Here is a 20912-nt window from a genome sequence, read left to right on the forward strand (position 1 = left end):
CCTACTGTCGAAGGCCATACACTGCGCGGCCGGGCGTCCACCCAACAGCCTTTGTCAACCGGCGCGACAGCGAGCGGGTGTAGCGTCCGTGAGCGTGACGGCCGTGGAAACCACCGAAGAATTCGCCGACCGGATGGTCGCAACCATCGACGGCGCAAGCCTCGCAATCCTGCTGAGTATTGGGCACCAGACCGGTCTGCTGGACAAGATGGCCGCACTCGGGGCGGCCACCAGCGCGCAGATCGCCGACGCCACGGGCCTCAACGAGCGTTACGTCCGAGAGTGGCTGGGCGGCATGACGACCGGACACGTCGTCGACTACGACGCCGGCGCCGGAACCTACGCACTGCCCGCCCACCGCGCGGCGGTGCTGACCCGTGCCGCCGGGCCGGACAACCTGGCGCTGGTGGCCTTGTTTCTCCCGCAGCTCGGCGAGGTCGAGCAGAAGATCGTCCGATGTTTCCGCGAGGGTGGCGGCCTGCCGTACAGCGAGTTCCCGCGCTTCCACGCGCTGATGGCCGAACAGAGCGCAACCGTGTTCGACCTGGCGCTGGTCGACGTCGTGCTGCCGTTGGTCGACGGCTTGCCGGAACGCTTGCGCTCCGGAGCCGATGTGGCCGATCTCGGCTGCGGCAGCGGTCATGCGATCAACGTGATGGCCCAGGCGTTTCCGAACAGTCGGTTCACCGGCATCGACTTCTCCGAGCAGGCCATCTCCACCGGCGTCCAGGAGGCGGCTCGTCTCGGCCTGACCAACGCGACCTTCGAGAGCCACAACCTGACCGCGCTGGACAAGACGGATGCCTACGACGTGATCACGGTCTTCGACGCCATCCACGATCAGGCCCAGCCGGCGCAGGTGCTGGAGAACATCTATCGCGCCCTGCGACCCGGCGGCGTGTTCCTGATGGCCGACATCAAGGCGTCCAGCCGGCTCGAGGAGAACGTCGACATCCCGATGAGCACCTACCTCTATACCGTCTCGCTGATGCATTGCATGACAGTGTCGCTGGCGCTGGACGGCGCCGGGCTGGGCACGGCCTGGGGATCTCAGCTGGCCATCTCGATGCTCGGCGACGCCGGATTCGGTGACGTGCAGGTCGCCGAGATCGAGTCCGACCCGATCAACAACTACTACATCGCCACGAAGTGACGCGCCGGACCTAATGGCCGCTCTCGATGCGCTCGATGACTGGCCGGTTCCGGCCGCCGCCGCCGCGGTGATCGGACCCGCCGGGGTGCTGGCCACCCACGGCGACACCGAGCGGGTGTTCGAACTGGCGTCGGTCACCAAGCCGCTGGTCGCCCGCGCCGCGCAGGTCGCGATCGAAGAGGGCGTCGTCGAGCTGGACAGCCCTGCCGGCCCGCCCGGCTCGACGGTCCGGCATCTGCTGGCGCACGCGTCGGGCCTGGCGATGCACTCCGATCGGGTGCAGGCCAAGCCCGGCACCCGGCGCATGTATTCCAACTACGGCTTTGCCGTGCTGGCCCAGACCGTGGAGCGAGAGTCGGGCATCGAGTTCGGCCGCTATCTCACCGAGGCGGTGTCCGAGCCGTTGAACATGGCCGCGACCCGGCTGGATGGCGGCGCGCTGGAAGCCGGCTTCGGCGGCACCTCGACGGTGACGGACCTGGCGGCATTCGCCGGCGACCTGTTGCGCCCGTCGATCGTCTCGCCGCAGCTGCACGCCGACGCGACGACCGTGCAGTTTCCCGGCCTGGACGGCGTGTTGCCCGGCTACGGCGTGCAGCGGCCCAACGATTGGGGGCTGGGTTTCGAGCTTCGGGATGCCAAATCGCCGCATTGGACTGGGGCGCATAACTCGGCGCGGACCTACGGCCATTTCGGTCAAGCAGGCGGTTTCATCTGGGCAGATCCCGATGCGGACCTGGCGCTGGTGGCCCTGACAGACCGCGATTTCGGCGACTGGGCACTCGACCTGTGGCCCGCCGTGGCCGACGCGGTGCTGCTCCAATACATGAAATAACCATCGAGCACTAGCGCAACACGGGTATCACAGGGCACAATAGACACGTACGAAACAATCGCATCTAAATAATCCAGCTTGTCGGTTCGCCAGGTCGTTGGGGAAGACGTCCCTCGTGGAACCGAAGGAGCAGGTAGATGCGTGCGTCGAATCAATTCGCCGACGTGACGGCTGGTGTGGTGTACGTGCACGCCTCGCCCGCGGCGGTGTGCCCGCATGTTGAGTGGGCGTTGTCGTCGACCCTGCAGTCCAAAGCCAACTTGGTGTGGACACCGCAGCCGGCGATGCCGGGACAGCTGCGTGCCGTCACCAACTGGGTCGGTCCGGTGGGTACCGGTGCCCGGTTGGCCAACGCGCTGCGGTCCTGGTCGGTGCTGCGGTTCGAGGTGACCGAGGACCCAAGCCCCGGAGTCGACGGCCACCGCTTCAGCCACACCCCGCAACTGGGCTTGTGGACCGGCGCAATGAGCGCCAGTGGCGACATCATGGTCGGCGAGATGCGGCTGCGGGCGATGATGGCGCAGGGCGCCGACACGTTGGCCGCCGAGCTGGATTCCGTGCTGGGCACCGCGTGGGACGAGGCGCTCGAGGCCTACCGCGACGGCGGCGAGGCCGGCGAGGTGACCTGGCTCAGCCGGGGCGTCGGCTAGGCCACTCGCTACACGACGGGCGGATTCGCCGGCGCGGCGGACACCGGCATATCGACATTGCCCTGACACGCACCGCTTTTGATATCGGTGTGAAAAACGCCGGTCAGGACGCCATTCGGCCCGGGCGTGTACGCCGTGATCGATTTCGCGGGGTCGGATTCGGTTGTCCCGTCGGGCAATAGGCAGTCCCATTGCCAGGTCATCTCGCGCACCCACTGGGACCCATTCCAGGTGAACTCGATCGTCGGTGGCATGGAGTCGTTTTTGGGCGGCGGTGGGTCGTTCACTGTGGCGGTGCAGGCACCGGCCGTGCACTTCGAGGTGATCGAGACGCTGGCCCGGTGAGCGTATTCGGGTTGGCGGGCGGCGATGCTGGTGCCGTTCTTCGCGTTGGCGGACAACGTCAGGATGTACTGCCCGTTCCAGAGCGGGTCGGCTGCGAACGCCGCGGGGGCAAGCGATGACGCCCCCGACGACACGATCGCCAAAGCGATAACCGCGGTTTTGCGACGACCCGACATCGTTCCTCCCAGGGCAGCGCTCCCACGGCGCCTATCTGCCCAGATGTCGCGTTTGTCGCCCGAGTTGTTACACGCCCGCGCGCAGGATCTGCAGCGCGCCAGGCACCGCGGAAATCTCGGCGGGCAGCGGACAGGCGAAGTCGCCGTCGGCGTAGACGTTGATGCCGGGACATTCGACGTGGATCGTCGTCGCGCGTGCCGTGGACACCTCGTCGAGCTCGACGTGGGTGCCCTTCAGCACGGTGGGAAACAGCCGGACGAATTTCGTCCGGGATGCGGTGTGCGCCATCGTGATGTCGAGCAGGCCGTCGGTGTAATCGGCGTTCGGACAGATCAGCAGCCCGCCGCCGTAGCTTCGGGTATTTCCGAAGGCTGCCAGCGTGATATCCGCGTCGATCTCCCTGGTGCCGTCGAGCACCAAGCGGAACGGCAACATCCGCAGTTGGGTGAGTTCGGCGAGCATCGCGACGTAGTAGCGCAGCCGTCCGTGCGGCCAGCTCATTCGATTGGCGCGATCGGTCACCAGGGAATCGAATCCGGTGGCCGCCACGGTGCCGAACCATTTATCGACACCCTTGCTGTCCCGGATGCGGCCCAAGTCGATGGTTTGGGTCCAGCCTTCCGCGACGATGTCCGCGGCGGCCTCGGGATCCTTTGTCGGAATGCCGAATTCGCGAGCGTGGTCATTGCCGGTGCCGGCCGGGATGATGCCCAGCGGAATGTCGGTGCCCGCCAGCACTTGTAGCGCGTTGGAGATGACGCCGTCGCCGCCGGTCGCCACCACCGCGTCGGTGCCGCGCTCGATGGCGGCGGCTGCGAGATGACGGGCGTCTTCGGCGTCGTCGCCGATGATCTCGACGACCTCGACACCGCGAGCGTGCAGCCGCGCGATGGCGGCCTGCGCCGCCTGCACCGCGGTGCCATGCCCCGAAAGGGGATTGGTCAACGCGGTCACCTTGCTGATCTCGCGCCGTCGCAGGCCTGTCACGGAATCAGCTTGCCGGGATTGAGGATTCCCGCCGGATCCAGTGTCGCTTTGACCGCGCGCAACACCTGCACGCCCAGATCGCCGACCTCGTCGCGCATCCAGGGCCGGTGATCGGCACCGACCGCGTGGTGATGCGTGATGGTGCCGCCGGTGGCGATGATCGCGTCCGATGCGGCCGTCTTGGCGGCCTGCCACTGCTCGATCGGATTGCCGCGCTGCCCGGCGACGACGGTGAAGTACAACGATGCGCCGGTCGGGTACACGTGCGAAATGTGGCACATCACCAGCGCCGGTGTCCCGGTTTCGGCCAACGCGGTAGTGAGCGCTTCGGTGACGGCGGCCTTGAGCGCCGGGATGTTGGACCAATCGGTGGCGGTCTCCAGCGTCTCGCAGAGCGCACCCGCGGCCAGCAGCGAATCGCGTAGGTACGGTGCGCCGAACCGGCCGCGCTCCCACGCCTGGGCGGGACCTTCACCCAGCGACGTACCGCCTTGGGCGGTCAGCAGTTTGCGGGTCTCGGCATGCCGGCTCTCGACGTGTTCCCTGGTGCCCTCGAACACGGTGATGCCCAGGCAACCGCCGGTGATCTGGTTTTCGCCGATCGCCTCGGTGGTGGCCAGATTGACCCCGGTTTCGGCCTCATCGGAGAGCCGAACAACGGTGGGGCCGGTCGCGTTCTGGGTGACCGCGCGCAGCGCGGCCGCTCCGGTCGCGAAGTCGGGGAACGACCAGGCCTCGTAGCCGACGGCTTCCGGTGTCCGGTGCACCCGCAGCCGCACTTGGGTGATCACGCCGAAGGTGCCCTCCGACCCGATCAGCAGTTGACGTAGGTCGGGGCCGGCTGCCGATTCCGGTCCGCGGCCCAGCTCCAACGTTCCCGCGGGGGTGATCATCCGCAGCCCGCGCACCATGTCGTTGAACCGGCCGTAGCCGGCCGAGTCCTGACCCGAGGAGCGGGTCGCCGCGAAGCCGCCGATGGTGGCGTATTCGAAGCTCTGCGGGAAATGTCCGAGCGAGAAACCTCGCTCGCCGAGTAGGCGTTCGGCGTCCGGGCCAGTGAGGCCCGCCCCCAGGACAGCCTGCCCGGATACCTCGTCAAGCGAGATGAGCTGGTCAAACCGACGCAGGTCGACGGAGACGACGGCGCCGAAGTCGCCGCGGGTGGGATTGAGTCCGCCGGTCACGCTGGTGCCGCCGCCGAACGGGATGACGGCGATGGCGTGCTCGGAGCAGTAGCGCAGGATCGCGGCGACGGCGTCGTCATCGCCGGGCAGCAGGATGGCGTCGGGCGCATCCTGTACTCCGGTGTCCTTGCGCCGCAGCAGGTCCAGGGTGGACTTGCCACCGGCATGCAGCAGCCGATCGCGATCGTCGGTGCGGCAATAGTCGGCGCCGACGATCGCGGCGAGCGCATCGCAATCCGCCTTCGACAGCGCGGACGGGCGCAGCTGTACCTGGTCGGCGCCGAGTTGGGGCAACTGGGACTCTTCGAGGCCGACGGCTTGTTTCAGCAGCGCCCGGATGCCGTCGGAGAGGGGTTTGGCGCTAGCGGGATCTCCCCACGCGTTCCAATTCATCGGCGGAAGGAGTTGCTCGGGATGCGTCATGCATTACAGTATTACATATGCTGTCAATCAGTAACGCGGGATTGGATGTCGGCGAGCGGATCCTGGCGGCGGCCGCTAGCTGCGTGGCCGATTTCGGGATAGACCGGGTGACTCTCGCCGAAATTGCCCGGCGCGCGGGCGTGAGCCGGCCGACCGTGTACCGCCGCTGGCCGGACACACAGTCGATCGTGGCTGCTCTGCTGACCCAGCGCATCAAGGGGGTGATGCAGGACGCGCCATTGCGGGGAGACGACCGCGAATCGCTTGTGCGCCAGATCGTTTCGGTGGCCGACTTGCTGCGTCGCGACGAGCTGATCATGTCGGTGATGCATTCGCAACTGGCGCCGGTCTACATCACCGAACGCCTGGGGGAGAGCCAGCAGATGCTGATCGGCGCGCTTGCCGACCGGTTGCGGGTGGCCCAGCGGCACGGCTCCGTGCGCGCGGGCGACCCACTGCAGCTGGCCACCATGGTGTTGCTGATCGCCCAGTCGACCATCCAGTCCGAGCAGATCGTGCGCCCGATCCTTGACGCCGATGCGCTGGCCACCGAACTCGCCCACTCGCTGAACGGATACCTGTCCTGATGACCGCCTTGAATGCTGCCCGCCGCACCGCCGACCTGCACGCGCTTGCCGACGGCGAGCCGCTGGACGTGGTGGTGATCGGCGGCGGGATCACCGGCGTCGGAATCGCGCTGGACGCCGCGTCGCGGGGCCTGCGCGTAGCGCTGGTCGAGAAACACGACTTGGCGTTCGGCGCCAGCCGCTGGAGCTCCAAACTGGTCCATGGTGGTCTGCGCTACCTGGCGACCGGCAACGTGGGGATCGCCCGCCGTAGCGCCATCGAACGCGGAATCCTGATGACGCGCAACGCCCCTCACCTCGTGCATGCGATGCCGCAGCTGGTGCCGTTGCTGCCGTCGATGAGCCATCCCAAGCGCGCGTTGGTGCGCGCGGGATTCGTCGCCGGTGACGCGTTGCGGATGCTTGCGGGAACGCCGTCGTCGACCCTGCCCCGCTCGCGCTGGGTGTCGGCGCAACGCGTCGTCGAGATGGCGCCCACGGTGCGCCGCGACGGCCTCGACGGGGGACTGCTGGCCTACGACGGGCAGCTGATCGACGACGCCCGTCTGGTCACCGCCGTCGCCCGCACCGCCGCCCAGCACGGCGCCCGGATCCTCACCTACGTCGCGGCATCCGAGGCCACCGGCAGCTCGGTGCGATTGACCGATCAGCGCACCGGGCAGTCGTTCGACGTGTCGGCCGGCGCGGTGATCAACGCGGCGGGGGTGTGGGCAGGCGATATCGACGGCTCGTTGCGGTTGCGGCCCAGCCGCGGGACCCATTTGGTCTTCGATGCCAACGCCCTGGGCAATCCGACTGCGGCACTGACGATTCCGATTCCCGGCGAGCTGAACCGCTTCGTGTTCGCCATGCCCGAGCAACTGGGCCGGGTGTACCTCGGGCTGACGGATGAAGCCGCCCCGGGTCCGATTCCCGATGTGCCGGAACCGTCCGACGCAGAGACCGCCTTCCTGCTGGACACGGTGAACACCGCGCTGGGAACCGCGCTGCGAACTACCGATGTCGTCGGCGCCTACGCCGGCCTGCGGCCGTTGATCGACACCGGTGCGGGCCGCACCGCCGACGTGTCACGTGAGCACGCGGTCGTCGAGTCGCGGTCCGGGGTGATCAGCGTTATCGGCGGCAAGCTGACCGAGTACCGCTACATGGCGCAGGACGTGCTGGACCGTGCCGTCAGCCTGCGACACCTGCCGGCCGGGAGCTGCCGGACCCGCAATCTGCCGCTGATCGGCGCGCCGTCCAACCCCGGACCGGCCGCGGGTGCTGGGGCCGGTCCAGGGGCCGGACTGCCGGCGTCGCTGGTGGCGCGCTATGGCGCCGAGGCGCCCCACGTCATCGCCAGCGCCACCTGCGAGCGTCCCACCGAGCCGGTCGCCGAGGGCATCGACGTGACCCGCGCCGAGTTCGAGTACGCCGTCACCCACGAGTGCGCACTCGACGTCGACGACATCCTCGATCGCCGGACCCGGATCGGCCTGGTGGCCCGCGATCGGGAGCGAGCGGTCGCCGCGGCGGCGGAGTTGCTCGCGGTCAAGGGTTAATCCTGTCTCCCTGCTTGGATCCGGCCGGGTGCGGGTAACTAGCACTGCGATGGACATCGATGGCGCTCAGCAGAAGTGGGCGCGCGACGAGATCACGGTCACCGATCCGCGTGCGATGTCCCAAGCCATTGCGGCCACCGCGATCGGCAATGTCATGGAGTGGTACGACTTCGGCGTCTACGGCTATATTGCCACCACCATCGCGCAGGTGTTTTATCCCGGGAACAGCGTGAGCGCTGTGCACTTGATTGCCACCTTTGGCACGGTGGCGGCGGCGTTTGTGGTGCGTCCGCTGGGTGGCATGATCTTTGGCCCGCTCGGTGATCGCATCGGCCGCAAGCGGGTGCTGGTGATCACGATCCTGATGATGACGGCCGGCACCACGATGAGCGGCCTGCTGCCTGGTTACGCCCAGATCGGCATCTGGGCGCCGATCCTGCTCGTCGTCGCCCGCGTGTTCCAGGGGTTGTCCACCGGCGGCGAATTCGTCGGTGCGATGACATACCTGGTGGAGCAGTCACCAGACCGCAAGCGCGGCATGCTGGTCGGGTTCCTGCCGTTGGGCAACCTGATCGGCTTTGTAGTTGTTGGCTTCTTGGTGACGGGGCTGCAGGCGTGGCTGCCACGTCACGACTGGCTGGCTTGGGGCTGGCGGGTGCCCTTGCTGTTGGCCGCACCGTTGGGGCTGATCGCGCTTTACATGCGACTGCGACTGCATGAGTCAGCGGCCTTCACCCAGATCAGTCAGAAATCCGACGCCGTCGAAGAGGGCGGCCGTCACCAGTTTCGGCACACCGTCATGGAGCAGTGGCGGCCGATGTTGATCTGCGCCGCCCTGGTGCTGACCTCCCAGGTCGCCGATTTCATGGTCACCGGCTACCTGCCGACATATCTGAAAACGGTTGTGCACCTTGGGGAAACCCCGGCGCTGGTACTGATCTTGGTCACCCTGGCCATCCTGATGGCCACGATCGTGTTCGTCGCGAAGTTATCCGACCGTATCGGCGTGAAGCCGATCATGCGGACGGGTTGTGTCCTGCTAATCGCGGCTTCGATCCCGGCGTTTCTGCTGATGCGCCACGGCGGTATCTATCCGGTGATCTTCCTTGGGGTGCTGCTGATCGGGCTGATGGAACTCTGTTTCGACAGCACGACACCGTCGGCGTTACCGGCACTGTTCCCGACCAGGGTGCGCTATGGAGCGTTGGCCATTTCCTACAACCTGTCGATATCCACCGTCGGCGGCACCACTCCGTTGATTGCCGAAGCGCTGGTATCGAGCACCGGCAATGAGATGGTGCCGGCCTACATGCTGATGTTCGCGGGCCTGGTCGGCGTGATCACCCTACGGTTCACGCCAGAGGTGGCCGGCAAGCCGTTGCCCGGGTCCGGTCCCGCGGTCGAGACCGAGGCGGAAGCCGAAGAATTGGCGAGTGGCTCGCCAGCGTAAGCCCACTGCGAAATTCGGTGTGAAATTTCGCAGTGGGCTTACGCTCGCGGGAAAAGATTTACAGCGGGATGTTCTTGTGGCGCCCGCGACGTGCAGGTGCCTCCGCCAGCGCCTCGGTGAGCTTGCTGCGGGTGTGCGCCGGATCGATCTTCTCGTCGACCACGCCGATCTCGATGGCGCTGTCCACGCCGCCGGCGATCCGCTCGTGCTCCTCGGCCAACTCGTCGTGCAGCGCTTCGCGCTCGTGGTCGGGCGCGGCGGCCAGCTTCTTCTTGTGCAGGATGCCGACCGCGGCCTTGGCGCCCATCACCGCCACCTCGGCGTCCGGCCAGGCGTACACCTTGGTCGCGTTCAGCGAGCGCGAGTTCATCGCAATGTAGGCCCCGCCGTAGGTCTTTCGCGTGACCAGCGTGACCCGCGGAACGCTGGCCTCACCGAACGCGTGCAGCAGCTTGGCGCCGCGGCGAACCACGCCGCCCCACTCCTGGTCGACACCGGGCAGGTAACCCGGCACATCGACGACCACGATCAGTGGAATCCCGAACGCGTCGCACAGCCGCACGAAACGGGCTGCCTTCTCGGCGCTTTCGGAGTTCAGGCAACCACCTAGCCGCAGCGGGTTGTTGGCCAGCACGCCCACCGAACGGCCGGACAGCCGACCCAGGCCGACCACCATCGACGGCGCCCAGTTGGCCTGGAACTCGTCGAACGGTGTGTCGTCGTCGAGGATCGCAGTCACGATCGGGTGGACGTCGTAGGCGCGTCGCGCCGATTCCGGCAGCAGCGCGTGGATGTCGGTGTCACCGGCTTCGGCCTTGTTACGGTCGAAATGCCCCTGCTGGCAGAATAATCCAACCAGCCGGCGGCCACGCTCGTAAGCGTCGAGCTCGTCGTCGGCGACGATGTGGCACACCCCGGACTTCTTGTGGTGCGTTTCGGGGCCACCGAGCGAGCACATGTCCACGTTCTCGCCGGTGACGCTGCGTACCACGTCCGGCCCGGTGACGAACACCCGGCTTTCGGGCGCCATCACGATGACGTCGGTCAGCGCCGGTCCGTAGGCGGCACCGCCGGCCGCGAAGCCGACGACCACCGAGACCTGCGGGATATAGCCCGAAGCCCGAATCATGGCCTCGAACACCAGGCCAACCGCGTGCAGTGCCTTGACACCTTCGGCCAACCGGGCACCACCGGAGTGCCAGATGCCCACGATCGGGCTCTGCTCCTCGATGGCGGTGTCGTAGGCGTTGACGATGTGCGTGCAGCCTTCGATGCCCATCGCGCCGCCCATCACCGTTCCGTCGGTGCAGAAGGCAATGGTGCGAACACCATTCACGGTGCCCGATGCCGCAAGCACACCGGAACGGTCACGCTCGTGCAGTAAGGCAACGGTGCCGTCGTCGAAGAAATTGCTCAGACGTAGCAAGGGGTCGCGGGGGTCGAGCGACTCGCCAACTGCCTCGGGGGCCATGAGTGTCATCGCAGGTCTCCTGTTTCCGGTGAATCAATACCGCTGGGTTTAATACCGTCCAAAGGTGATCGCCGCGTTGTGACCGCCGAATCCGAACGAGTTGTTAATCGCGAACCGGTAGTTGCCCGGCCGCGGCTTACCCGCCACCACGTCCAAATCGATTTCTGGATCGAGGTTTACCAAATTCAGTGTCGGCGGGATCACCTGCTCCCGCAACGCGAGGACCGTCAAGATTGATTCCAACGCACCGACCGCACCCACCGAGTGGCCGAGCGCCGCCTTGGGCGCGTAGACCGCGGGGTGGTGGTTGCCCAAAGCCCGGTTGATGGCCTTGCTCTCGGCAAGGTCGCCGACCTGGGTGCCGGTGGCATGGGCGTTGACGTGGTCGATCTCGGCGGGGGTGATGCCCGCGAGCTGGATCGCCCGCGTCATCGCATGCCCGGCACGTTCGCCGTTGGGATCCGGTGCGACCATGTGGAATCCGTCCGAGGTCACGCTGGCTCCCATGATGCGGGCCAGGATATTGGCGCCGCGGGCCTTCGCGTGCTCCTCGGTCTCGATGACCATGAGCGCGCCGGCCTCACCGAACACGAAGCCGTTCCGGTCCTTGTCGAACGGGCGGCACGCGCCGGCGGGGTCGTCGTTGGTGGTCGACATGACGACGCGCATCGCGGCGAACGCCGCGATCGGCACCGCCTCGATCTGGGTCTCGACGCCGCCGCAAATAGCGATGTCGGCTTCACCCAGCACGATCTGCTGCCACGCCCGGGCGATGGCCTCGCAGCCGGATGCGCAGGCCGAGACCGGCGTCATGACCCCGGCCTTGGCATGCCGTTCCAGGCCGACCGCCGCGGCGGCTCCGTTGGGCATGTATTTCTGCACGCCGAGTGGCGAGACGGCCTTCATGCCGCGCTCGCGCATGCCGTCGTAGCTGAACACCAGTTCCTCGGACGAGCCGAGGCCGGTACCGATCGACACCGCCAACCGGTTGGTGTCGACTTCAGGCGAACCCGCGTTCTCCCACACCCGGCGGCCCACCACGGTGGACATTCTCTGCAGGTAGCCGGTGCGACGCAGCTCGATACGCGTGAGCTGACTGTCGAACTCCTCCACCAGATGCCCGCCGATGCGAACCGGCAGGTCGTACAGTTCGACGAACGGGTCGGTGAGCGTACGGATTCCACTCTGGCCGTCTAGCAGCAACTTCCAGGTGTTTTCCGCATCGGGTGCCAAAGCAGTCGTCGCGGCAATGCCGGTGACGACCACATTGGGGAAAGCTTTCCCCGTAACCAGTTCTGTCATGGGAGTGACGAACGTTCCTCTCGTGCTCAGTAACGCCCGAAGGCGAGGGCCACGTTGTGGCCGCCGAACCCGAATGAGTTGTTGATCGCATAACGGAAATCACCGGTGCGAGGTTCGCCCGCAACGACATCCAGCGCGATCTCGGGATCGGGGGTTTCGTAGTTCAGGGTTGGCGGAATGACGCCATCCCTTAGTGACAGCACCGTGAGCACCGACTCGAGCGCCCCGACCGCGCCGATAGAGTGCCCCAGCGCCGATTTCGGCGCGTACACGGCGGCCCGTTCGCATCCGGCAACCCGGATGGCATTGGCCTCTGCGGTGTCGCCGATCGGCGTCGCCGTCCCGTGTGCGTTCACATGGTCGATGTCCTTGGCGGACAAGCCCGCCAGCTCCAGCGCCCGGGTCATCGCCCGGCCGGCGCGGACACCGTCCGCCGCGGGCGCCACCATGTGGAAGGCGTCCGAGGTGATGCCGGAACCCATCAACCGGGCCAACGGCTTGGCGCCGCGGGCCTTGGCGTGCTCCTCGGTCTCGATGAGCATGAGCGCCCCGGCCTCGCCGAACACGAAGCCGTCGCGGTCTTTGTCGAACGGCCGCGACGCCCGCTCGGGCTCGTCGTTGCGAGTCGACATGGCCCGCATCATCGAGAACGCCGCGATGGGCAGCGCCTCGATCGGCCCTTCGACACCGCCGCAGACGGCGACCTCAGCATCACCCATGACGATCTGGCGCCAGGCGTGGGCGATTGCCTCGGAGCCCGACGAACACGCCGACACCGGGGTGATGACCCCGGCCCGCGCTCCGAGCTCCAGACCGACGACCGCAGCGGCACCGTTGGGCATGATCATCTGAACGGCGAGCGGCGACACCTTGCGGGGGCCGCCCTCGTTCATCAGGTCATAGCTCTCGACGATCCGCTCGGCGCCACCCAGACCGGTGCCCACCACAACGGTGAACCGGTCCGGATCGAGCTCCGGGTTGCCCGCCGACTCCCACAGCTGGCCGCAGAGATACTTGGCCAAGCGCTGGACATACGACATGCGCCGCATGTCCAGCCTGCTCATGTGGTCATCGATCGGCTCTTTGAGGTGCCCACCGATCCTGACGGGCAGGTCCCATTTGGTGACGAACTCATCTTCGAGGACGCGGATGCCGCTCTCGCCAGCCAGCAAGCCCTTCCACGTGCTCTCGATGTCCGGCGCGATCGACGTCGTCGCCGCGACAGCGGTTACCACAACATTGGGGTAACCGCCGTTAGCAGTGGAAGGCTTGGTCACTTGCTGTCCGCTTCCAGCCTTGCCTGAACGTTGGCAGCAGCGTCGGGGTTCTCGGCGACGAGCTTGGTGCGCAGCGCCTCGGCGGCCTCGGGGTTCTCTTCTTCAAGCTTCTGGATGTAGGAGACGACGTCACCGACGGTGCGCAGGCCGGCAAGGTCCTCGTCCGGGATCTTCACGCCGTACTTGTCCTCGGTCTGGACGGCGATCTCAACCATCGACAGCGAGTCGATGTCCAGGTCGTCGACGAACGACTTTTCCGGGGTGACCTCGGAAGGCTCGATACCGGTGACCTCTTCGATGATCTCGGCGATACCGGCGATGATTTCTTCCTGGCTAACAGACACAGCCTTATTTCCCTTCGTAATGTGTTGTGTGCAAATCGGATTGATGTGCTCTTATGCGGTTGTACTGGCTACAACTGGCCGAGCTGGCGTTAGATGTCAGCCAGCGCGTCCAGGTCTGCGGGCGTTTTGACGGCACGGACCGTCACCCCCCGAAGTTCACGTTTGGCGATGCCGGCGAGCGTGCCCGCGGGCGGGAACTCGACGATCGCCTTGACACTGTGCTCGGCCATCGTTGCGGTGCACAGGTCCCACCGCACCGGCTGGGTCAACTGAGCGACCAGCGTTTCCATCGCCACCGCCGCCGTAGTGACGGGCTTTCCGTCGCGGTTGGACAGCAGGGTGGCAGTGGGCTCGGCGGTCGCGATAGCGGCCGCCGCAGCGGCGTAGCCGTCCAGCGCGGACGCCATGAACTTGGTGTGAAACGCTCCGGCCACACCGAGAGCGCGTACCCGGGCCTTGGCCGGCGGGTCTTCGGCGAGCTTTTCCAGCGCGGTCAGCGGGCCGGCGGCGACGATCTGGCCGGCAGCATTGCGGTTCGCGGGGATCAGATCGAGCTGCTCGAGGCGGGTCAGGACTTCGGTCTCGTCGTCGCCCAGCACTGCGGACATGCCGGTCGGCTCGGCGGCACACGCCTTGGCCATCTCGGCGCCACGGGTGGCGGCCAGCGCGACGGCGTCATCGGCCGCGATCACACCGGCGATCGCGTAGGCGGCGATCTCGCCAACCGAGTGGCCGGCCACGATGAAGTCTTCGCCGGCGAACACGCCGCGCTTGGTCAGCTCCTGATGCGCGAGCAGGGTGGCCGCGACGACCAGTGGCTGGGTGATCGCCGTGTCGGTGATCTCTTCGTTCGACGCGGTGGTGCCCAGACGGACCAGGTCCAGGCCGCTGGCCTTGGACCACAGAGTCATCTGCTCTGTCGCCCCTGGCAATTCCAGCCACGGCGAGAGCATCCCCTCCGTCTGCGAACCCTGTCCGGGCGCGAGTAATGCAATCACGTGTCTAAGAGAACACTGTGGAAACGGTTTTGGCGGGTGTAACAGATTATGAACCTCGTCTTAGGTTTTTGTGGAAACCCCACAAAACCGCTCGACAAGCTACGTATTTGATACCGCGCCGCGATCTGTTGCCTGAATCACTATCGCATGGAAGGCGTCGCAGAACCCCCTCTGACCGGCAGCGGGACCGCCGGCATCGCGCTGGTACCAACACCAGAGGGATGGGTGGGGTAGTTGAGTTGGCCGACCGTCGCGGCCACTCGCAACACGTATGCGTCGCGTGGTCGCGTGGGATCACGCCCGGTGAAGTCGGTGATGCGCTTGAGTCGATATCGCACGGTGTTTGGATGAACGAACAACTTGCGGGCGCATGCCTCGATCGCGCCGCCGCAATCTAAGTAAGCATCAAGAGTTTCGATCAGCGTGGGCCCGGCGTCGGCCAGTGGCCCCATCACGTCGGTGTGTAACGCGACGATGGCCGACGCATCTCCCATCAGCGCACGTTCTGGCAGCAGCTCACGCGCCAGCACGGGCCGCGGTGCGCCGCCCCAGCCGGCAACGGCGTTCATCCCCGAGATGGCTTCGCTTGCACTGTGATAGGCCGCGGTCAGCATCGGCGCGGTGGGCCCGATGACCACCGGGCCGTCGGCGAACGCCCTCAATAGATCGCCCAGAAACTTGTCCGTCGGCGACAACTGCCCCGACACAATGGCCACCAGCCAGGTGCCGTGCACGTCGGTGAGTGCCGCGCGGCCGTGCAGAGCGGCCGTGTCGCGGACGATCTGGCTGGCCCGCTCGCTGGCACCCTCGCTGTTGGTGTTGTCACGGTTGGGAGCCGGCGTCCCGACCACCACCGTCGCCGGCGCGGTGGTGTCCCAGTTCAGCGCGGCCGCTCGGGACAACAGCTCGGGGCCGGTGTCGCCGCGCACCACGGCGTCGACCACGCTGGCCTCCATCCGGCTGTCCCAGCTGCCCCGCGCTTCGGCCGCGTCGGCGTACTCGCCGGCGAAGGTGAACGCGAGGTCGCGGCTGTACTTCAAGATCCCCACCGTCAGCGCGGTCAACTGCTCTTCGGAGCGGGCCAGCAGCGGCACGACTTCCTCGAAGAACTCCATCGTTACCCGCACCATGTCCACGCTGTGGCGCAGCGCGATCCGACGGGTCAGGTCCTGGGGCACCAGCTCAAAGGCTTGTGCGGTGTAGCTGACATTGCTGTGCGGGTCGTGCATCCACTCGACGAAGTTCACGACGGCCGTCTGCACGACCAGCGCCACGCTGGCGCGTTGGGAGGCTTCCAGTTCGGCGAAGAACGGCAGTCGGTCCTGCATGGCCGACACCGCTTCGGTGGCCAACCGTCCGGAATACTGCTTCAGCCGACGCAGCACGGATTCCGGGACCGTATCCAAGGTTTCGAGGGGTGACCTCGGATGCTTGGCAAATGGGCCAGCGAAGGGATTGTCATTCACCCCTAAAAGCTACGCCTGATTTCTGGAACTTTCCCATAAAGCAGGCGGGGTCTTACCGGGGTCGGGCCAAGCACCCCCGGCCGAACGTGACGCTGCAGCCACGCTCGGTGCCCACCGTGACTGCAGTGTCACGTTCGGCGGAAGCCGACCTATGCGCCGGGCCCGGGATCGGACGTCTGCTTCGGGGCGGCCTGCACGTTGTCGATCTGGTACTGACGCGCCGCCGCGATCGGCACGGACGGGTCGATTTCGCCGTCGCGGGCCAGCGCTTCGAGCACCGCCACCACCTGCGATTCGGCGTCGGTGTTGAAGTACCGCCGGGCCGCCGGCCGGGTGTCGGAGAAGCCGAACCCGTCGGTGCCCAGCGTGACGTAAGTGCCGGGCACCCACGGCCGGATCTGCTCGGGCACCGCCCGCATCCAGTCTGATACGGCGATCACCGGTCCGGTTGCCCCCTCGAGCGCCTTCGTGACGTAGGGGACGCCGGCCGTCTTCTCCGGGTGGCGCAGCTGCTCGCGCTGGATCGCCAGCCCGTCGCGGTTCAGTTCACCCCAGCTGGTCACCGACCACACGTCGGCGGCCACATCCCATTCGGCGGCCAGCAGCTCGGCGGCCTTGACCGCCGACGGCATCGCGACCCCTGAGGCCAGGATCTGCGCGGCGTTGGTGCGCTGCTCGGTGGCCGCCTGGTAGCGGTAGATCCCACGCAGCACGCCTTCGGGATCGAGGTTGTGCGGCTCGGGCGGCTGCACATACGGCTCGTTATAGATCGTGATGTAGAAGTAGACGTTCTCGGGGTTCTGGCCGAACATCCGCGCCAGCCCGCTCTCGATGATGTAGGCGATCTCGTAGGCGAACGCCGGGTCGTAGGACACCACTGCAGGATTTGTGGCGGCCAACAGCAGCGAATGTCCGTCGGCGTGCTGCAGGCCTTCACCGGTCAGGGTGGTGCGTCCGGCGGTGGCCCCGAGCAAGAAGCCGCGCGCCATCTGATCGGCCGCGGCCCACAAGCTGTCGCCGGTGCGCTGGAAGCCGAACATCGAATAGAAGATGTAGATCGGGATCATCGGCTCGTTGTGCGTCGCATACGACGTGCCGGCCGCGGTGAACGAGGCCACCGACCCGGCTTCGTTGATGCCCTCGTGCAGGATCTGCCCGACTTCACTTTCCTTGTACGCCAACATCAGATCGGCGTCGACGGCCGTGTAGAGCTGGCCGTTGCGGTTGTAGATCTTCAGCGACGGGAACCACGAGTCCATCCCGAACGTGCGTGCCTCGTCCGGGATGATCGGCACGATACGCGGGCCAAGCTCCTTGTCCCGCAACACTTCTTTGAAGGTTCGGACCGTCGCCATGGTGGTGGCGACCTCTTGGGTGCCCGAGCCTTTCTTCAGCGCGGCGTAGATGTCGCGGCTCGGAAGCTTGAACGCCTTGGCCTTGGTCGGGCGCTCCGGCAGGAAGCCGCCCAGCGTGCGGCGCCGGTCCAGCATGTAGCGGATCTCGGGGGCGTCGGGTCCCGGGTGGTAGTAGGGCGGCAGGTAGGGGTCTTCCTCCAGCTGAGCGTCGCTGATCGGAATCCGGATGGCGTCGCGGAAGTACTTAAGGTCTTCTATCGCAAGCTTTTTCATCTGGTGCGTGGCGTTGCGGCCCTGGAAGTGAGCGCCCAGCGAATAACCCTTGATGGTCTTGGCCAGGATCACCGTCGGCTGTCCCTTATGGTCTACCGCGCCCCGGTAGGCCGCATAGACCTTGCGGTAGTCGTGGCCACCACGCTTGAGGTTCCAGATCTCGGCGTCGGTCATCGGCTCGACCAGGGCCTTGGTGCGCGGGTCGCGGCCGAAGAAGTGGTCGCGGACGTAGGCGCCGTCGTTGGCCTTGTAGGTCTGGTAGTCGCCGTCGGGCGTGGTGTTCATCAAATTCACCAGCGCGCCGTCCTTGTCGGCGTGCAGCAGGGCGTCCCACTCGCGGCCCCAGACCACCTTGATGACGTTCCAGCCGGCGCCGCGGAAGAAGGACTCCAGCTCCTGGATGATCTTGCCGTTACCGCGCACCGGACCGTCGAGCCGCTGCAGGTTGCAGTTGATGACGAAGGTCAGGTTGTCCAGCGCCTCGTTGGCGGCGACCTGGATCAGGCCGCGGCTCTCCGGCTCGTCCATCTCGCCGTCGCCGAGGAACGCCCACACATGCTGATCGGAGGTGTCCTTGATGCCGCGGTCGTGCAGGTAGTGGTTGAACCGGGCCTGGTAGATGGCGTTCATCGGGCCGAGGCCCATCGACACCGTCGGGAACTCCCAGAAATCGGGCATCAGCCGCGGGTGCGGGTAGGACGGCAGGCCGCCGCCCGGGTGGCTGTGCTCCTGCCGGAAGCCGTCGAGCCGGTCGGTGGTCAGCCGGCCCTCCAGGAAAGCGCGCGCGTAAATCCCCGGCGACGCGTGGCCCTGGATGAACACCTGGTCCCCGCCACCGGGATGCGTCTTGCCACGGAAGAAGTGGTTGAAGCCGACCTCGTACAGCGCCGCCGACGAGGCGTACGTCGAAATGTGGCCGCCCACGCCGATTCCGGGACGCTGGGCGCGGTGCACCATGATGGCGGCGTTCCACCGGATCCACGCGCGGAAGCGCCGCTCGACGTCCTCGTCGCCGGGGAACCACGGTTCCAGCTCGGTCGGAATGGTGTTGACGTAGTCGGTCGACGTCAGTGCCGGAATGGCGACCCGCTGTTCACTCGCTCGCTCCAGCAGCCGCAGCATCAGGTAGCGCGCCCGCGCCGGGCCCGAGCGCGCCAGCAGGTCGTCGAAGGACTCCAGCCACTCCGAGGTTTCCTCGGGGTCGATGTCGGGCAGATACGACGCCACGCCCTCGCGGATCACCCGGACGCGATCGGGTTCGCTTCCGTTGCTTGGGGTTTTGGCCAGATCGTGGCGTGCGAACTCGGTCGTCAACGCACTACTCCTGCTCTCGGCGGTTACCTGCATGCGTGTTCGTCTTCTATCGTGCCGTACCGGCGCTTCGGGCGGGTAGCCGCAATCGGTTCGCCTGCCAAGGGTCACCCGCCGACACCAAACCTCGGTGCGTCGGGGGCAACAGCAATCGCCCACCCGGTAACGTCAGAACCCGTGCTCACCGGATGGAAAGTCGTCCCGCGCACGCGTGGGGGAGAGTTCCCCAAGCGTGGCGTGCTGGCGCTTGGCTGCATCGCAACCGCGCTGATGGGCATCGTGGGGTGCACCACCGTCACCGACGGCACGGCGACACCCGACACGAAGGTCGCGCCGGCTTACCGGCAGTCGGTGTCGTCGTCGGTGTCCGCCTCGATCGCGACGTCGAGCGTTCGGGAGTCCCAGCGGCAACAGTCGCTGACGACCAAGGCGGTGCGCAGCTCGTGCGACTCGCTGGCCACCACCAGCAAGGAAGCGATCGACAAGGTGAATGCCTATGTCGGGGCGTTCAACGGCGGCCGCGGTACCGGCCCGTTCGAGGGCCCGGCGATCGATGCGCTCAACAACAGCGCCTCGACGGTGGGCAACAATTTCAACGATGCCCTGTCGTCGCAGCTGAAGGACGCATTCAACTCTTATATCGACGCGGCGCACGGGGTGGCGAACGCGATCGGCACCCACGCGGGGACCGGTGAATTCAACCGGCGGGTCGATCAACTTAACGACACCAAGACCAAGGCGCTGAAACTCTGCCTGGCGTCCTTCTGAGGTGGAGTGTGAACCAGGTTCTGGCTGTGCGACGATAATCCCCAATCGCATGGCGCGCACGGTGTGTTGTTAAGGAGGATCCACGGTGGTCGCGGCGGATGACGCCTCGGACTTCGCTCGCAAACTGGGCGTGCAACGAGACCAGGTTGTCCAGGAGTTCGGTTGGGACGAGGACACCGACGACAACATCCGCGCGGCGGTCGAGGAAGCCTGCGGCTCCGAGCTGCTCGATGAGGACACCGACGAGGTCGTCGACGTCGTGCTGCTGTGGTGGCGCGATGGCGATGGCGACCTGGTGGACACCCTGATGGACGCCATCAGCCCGCTGGCCGAGGATGGCGTGATCTGGGTGTTGACCCCCAAGACCGGTAAGCCTGGCCACGTGCTGCCAGCGGAGATCGCCGAGGCTGCTCCGACCGCCGGCCTGATGCCGACGTCGTCGGTCAACCTGGGGGATTGGAGCGCCAGCCGGTTGGTGCAACCGAAGTCGCGCGCCGGGAAGCGTTAATGCTGCCGGTCGGGACGACAGCCCCCGATTTCACTTTGCGCGACCAAAACCAGCAGCGCATCACGCTGAGCGGCTATCGCGGCGACAAGGATGTTCTGCTGGTGTTCTTCCCGCTGGCGTTCACCGGGATCTGCCAGGGCGAACTGGACCTGCTGCGCGATCACCTGCCGCAATTCGAAAACAAAGACAGCGTGGCACTGGCGATCTCGGTGGGTCCGCCACCGACGCACAAGATCTGGGCCATCGAAAGCGGGTTCACGTTTCCGGTGCTATCGGATTTCTGGCCGCACGGCGAGGTCGCCCAGGCCTACGGCGTGTTCAACGACCAGGCCGGCTATTCGAATCGCGGCACGTTCGTCGTCGACCGATCCGGGATCATCCAATTCGCCGAGATGAAAGAGCCCGGCGAGGCTCGCGATCAGCGATTGTGGACCGATGCGCTGGCGGCCTTGCGGGTCTGAGAGTTTGAGGTCCGGGCGTCCAGGCGTGTAGCCTGCGGCGGGCATA

19 protein-coding genes are annotated in these 20912 nt (G+C 66.5%); 9 read left to right on the plus strand and 10 right to left on the minus strand.

The window, feature by feature from the left end:
- The first annotated feature begins 133 nt into the window (after window positions 1–133).
- The 3 genes from H7K34_RS01520 (at window position 134) to H7K34_RS01530 (ending at window position 2638) form a co-directional block, all read left to right on the plus strand.
- The gene (locus H7K34_RS01520; protein WP_264059245.1) at window positions 134–1153 is read left to right on the plus strand and encodes a class I SAM-dependent methyltransferase; all 1020 of its coding nucleotides are present in this window, start codon (window positions 134–136) and stop codon (window positions 1151–1153) included.
- A 13-nt stretch (window positions 1154–1166) separates the two neighbouring features.
- Window positions 1167–1988, plus strand: a complete 822-nt coding sequence (locus H7K34_RS01525) for a serine hydrolase domain-containing protein (RefSeq protein ID WP_264059096.1) — start codon at window positions 1167–1169, stop codon at window positions 1986–1988.
- A gap of 137 nt (window positions 1989–2125) precedes the next feature.
- On the plus strand, window positions 2126–2638 hold the full coding sequence (locus H7K34_RS01530; RefSeq protein ID WP_108921474.1) for a DUF3145 domain-containing protein: 513 nt from the start codon (window positions 2126–2128) through the stop codon (window positions 2636–2638).
- Window positions 2639–2646: 8 nt separating this feature from the next.
- Here H7K34_RS01530 and H7K34_RS01535 read toward each other — a convergent pair whose 3' ends face one another.
- The 3 genes from H7K34_RS01535 to H7K34_RS01545 form a co-directional block, all read right to left on the minus strand.
- Window positions 2647–3159 (minus strand): Rv2253 family sensor-like surface protein, encoded by a 513-nt coding sequence (locus H7K34_RS01535; RefSeq protein WP_264059097.1) that lies wholly within the window; start codon window positions 3157–3159, stop codon window positions 2647–2649.
- A 67-nt stretch (window positions 3160–3226) separates the two neighbouring features.
- Window positions 3227–4147 carry a diacylglycerol kinase gene (locus H7K34_RS01540; protein WP_264059098.1) on the minus strand — a complete coding sequence of 307 codons (921 nt, stop codon included), beginning with the start codon at window positions 4145–4147 and terminating at the stop codon, window positions 3227–3229.
- A complete protein-coding gene (locus tag H7K34_RS01545; protein WP_264059246.1) occupies window positions 4144–5724 on the minus strand; it encodes an FAD-binding oxidoreductase in 1581 nt (526 codons plus the stop codon). The genes H7K34_RS01540 and H7K34_RS01545 overlap by 4 nt, the downstream gene beginning before the upstream one ends.
- 47 nt (window positions 5725–5771) lie before the next feature.
- Between H7K34_RS01545 and H7K34_RS01550 the strand changes: the two genes are divergently transcribed.
- The 3 genes from H7K34_RS01550 to H7K34_RS01560 all read left to right on the plus strand — a co-directional run bounded on the left by H7K34_RS01550 (window position 5772) and on the right by H7K34_RS01560 (window position 9332).
- On the plus strand, window positions 5772–6341 hold the full coding sequence (locus H7K34_RS01550; RefSeq protein ID WP_264059099.1) for a TetR/AcrR family transcriptional regulator: 570 nt from the start codon (window positions 5772–5774) through the stop codon (window positions 6339–6341).
- Window positions 6341–7882, plus strand: a complete 1542-nt coding sequence (locus H7K34_RS01555) for a glycerol-3-phosphate dehydrogenase/oxidase (RefSeq protein ID WP_264059100.1) — start codon at window positions 6341–6343, stop codon at window positions 7880–7882. The genes H7K34_RS01550 and H7K34_RS01555 overlap by 1 nt, the downstream gene beginning before the upstream one ends.
- A 115-nt stretch (window positions 7883–7997) precedes the next feature.
- Window positions 7998–9332 (plus strand): MFS transporter, encoded by a 1335-nt coding sequence (locus tag H7K34_RS01560; protein WP_264059249.1) that lies wholly within the window; start codon window positions 7998–8000, stop codon window positions 9330–9332.
- Window positions 9333–9390: 58 nt separating this feature from the next.
- Here the strand turns inward: H7K34_RS01560 and H7K34_RS01565 are convergent, their stop codons facing one another.
- From H7K34_RS01565 to aceE, 7 genes are all read right to left on the minus strand, one after another.
- On the minus strand, window positions 9391–10812 hold the full coding sequence (locus H7K34_RS01565; protein ID WP_264059101.1) for an acyl-CoA carboxylase subunit beta: 1422 nt from the start codon (window positions 10810–10812) through the stop codon (window positions 9391–9393).
- Between the two features lie 39 nt (window positions 10813–10851).
- Window positions 10852–12105, minus strand: a complete 1254-nt coding sequence (gene kasB / locus H7K34_RS01570; RefSeq protein WP_264059107.1) for a 3-oxoacyl-ACP synthase KasB — start codon at window positions 12103–12105, stop codon at window positions 10852–10854.
- A 26-nt stretch (window positions 12106–12131) separates the two neighbouring features.
- The gene (gene kasA / locus H7K34_RS01575; protein WP_108921466.1) at window positions 12132–13382 is read right to left on the minus strand and encodes a 3-oxoacyl-ACP synthase KasA; all 1251 of its coding nucleotides are present in this window, start codon (window positions 13380–13382) and stop codon (window positions 12132–12134) included.
- On the minus strand, window positions 13379–13726 hold the full coding sequence (gene acpM, locus H7K34_RS01580; RefSeq protein ID WP_108921465.1) for a meromycolate extension acyl carrier protein AcpM: 348 nt from the start codon (window positions 13724–13726) through the stop codon (window positions 13379–13381). Before acpM ends, kasA begins: the two co-directional genes overlap by 4 nt.
- Before the next feature lie 89 nt (window positions 13727–13815).
- Window positions 13816–14724 (minus strand): ACP S-malonyltransferase, encoded by a 909-nt coding sequence (locus H7K34_RS01585; RefSeq protein ID WP_264059111.1) that lies wholly within the window; start codon window positions 14722–14724, stop codon window positions 13816–13818.
- Window positions 14725–14864: 140 nt separating this feature from the next.
- Window positions 14865–16190: a PucR family transcriptional regulator gene (locus H7K34_RS01590; protein ID WP_264059117.1), complete on the minus strand. Its 1326-nt coding sequence runs from the start codon at window positions 16188–16190 to the stop codon at window positions 14865–14867.
- Between the two features lie 149 nt (window positions 16191–16339).
- The gene (aceE, locus tag H7K34_RS01595) at window positions 16340–19132 is read right to left on the minus strand and encodes a pyruvate dehydrogenase (acetyl-transferring), homodimeric type (RefSeq protein ID WP_264059119.1); all 2793 of its coding nucleotides are present in this window, start codon (window positions 19130–19132) and stop codon (window positions 16340–16342) included.
- 174 nt (window positions 19133–19306) lie between these two features.
- On the opposite strand from aceE, the gene H7K34_RS01600 reads away from it, so the two are divergent.
- The 3 genes from H7K34_RS01600 (at window position 19307) to H7K34_RS01610 (ending at window position 20866) form a co-directional block, all read left to right on the plus strand.
- Window positions 19307–19897, plus strand: coding sequence for a hypothetical protein (locus H7K34_RS01600; RefSeq protein ID WP_264059121.1), 591 nt, complete (start codon window positions 19307–19309; stop codon window positions 19895–19897).
- Window positions 19898–19982: 85 nt separating this feature from the next.
- Window positions 19983–20405 (plus strand): DUF3052 domain-containing protein, encoded by a 423-nt coding sequence (locus tag H7K34_RS01605; RefSeq protein ID WP_108921460.1) that lies wholly within the window; start codon window positions 19983–19985, stop codon window positions 20403–20405.
- Window positions 20405–20866, plus strand: a complete 462-nt coding sequence (locus H7K34_RS01610; protein WP_108921459.1) for a peroxiredoxin — start codon at window positions 20405–20407, stop codon at window positions 20864–20866. The genes H7K34_RS01605 and H7K34_RS01610 overlap by 1 nt, the downstream gene beginning before the upstream one ends.
- Window positions 20867–20912: the final 46 nt, after the last annotated feature.

Source organism: Mycobacterium montefiorense (genome assembly GCF_025823255.1).
Classification (GTDB): domain Bacteria; phylum Actinomycetota; class Actinomycetes; order Mycobacteriales; family Mycobacteriaceae; genus Mycobacterium; species Mycobacterium montefiorense.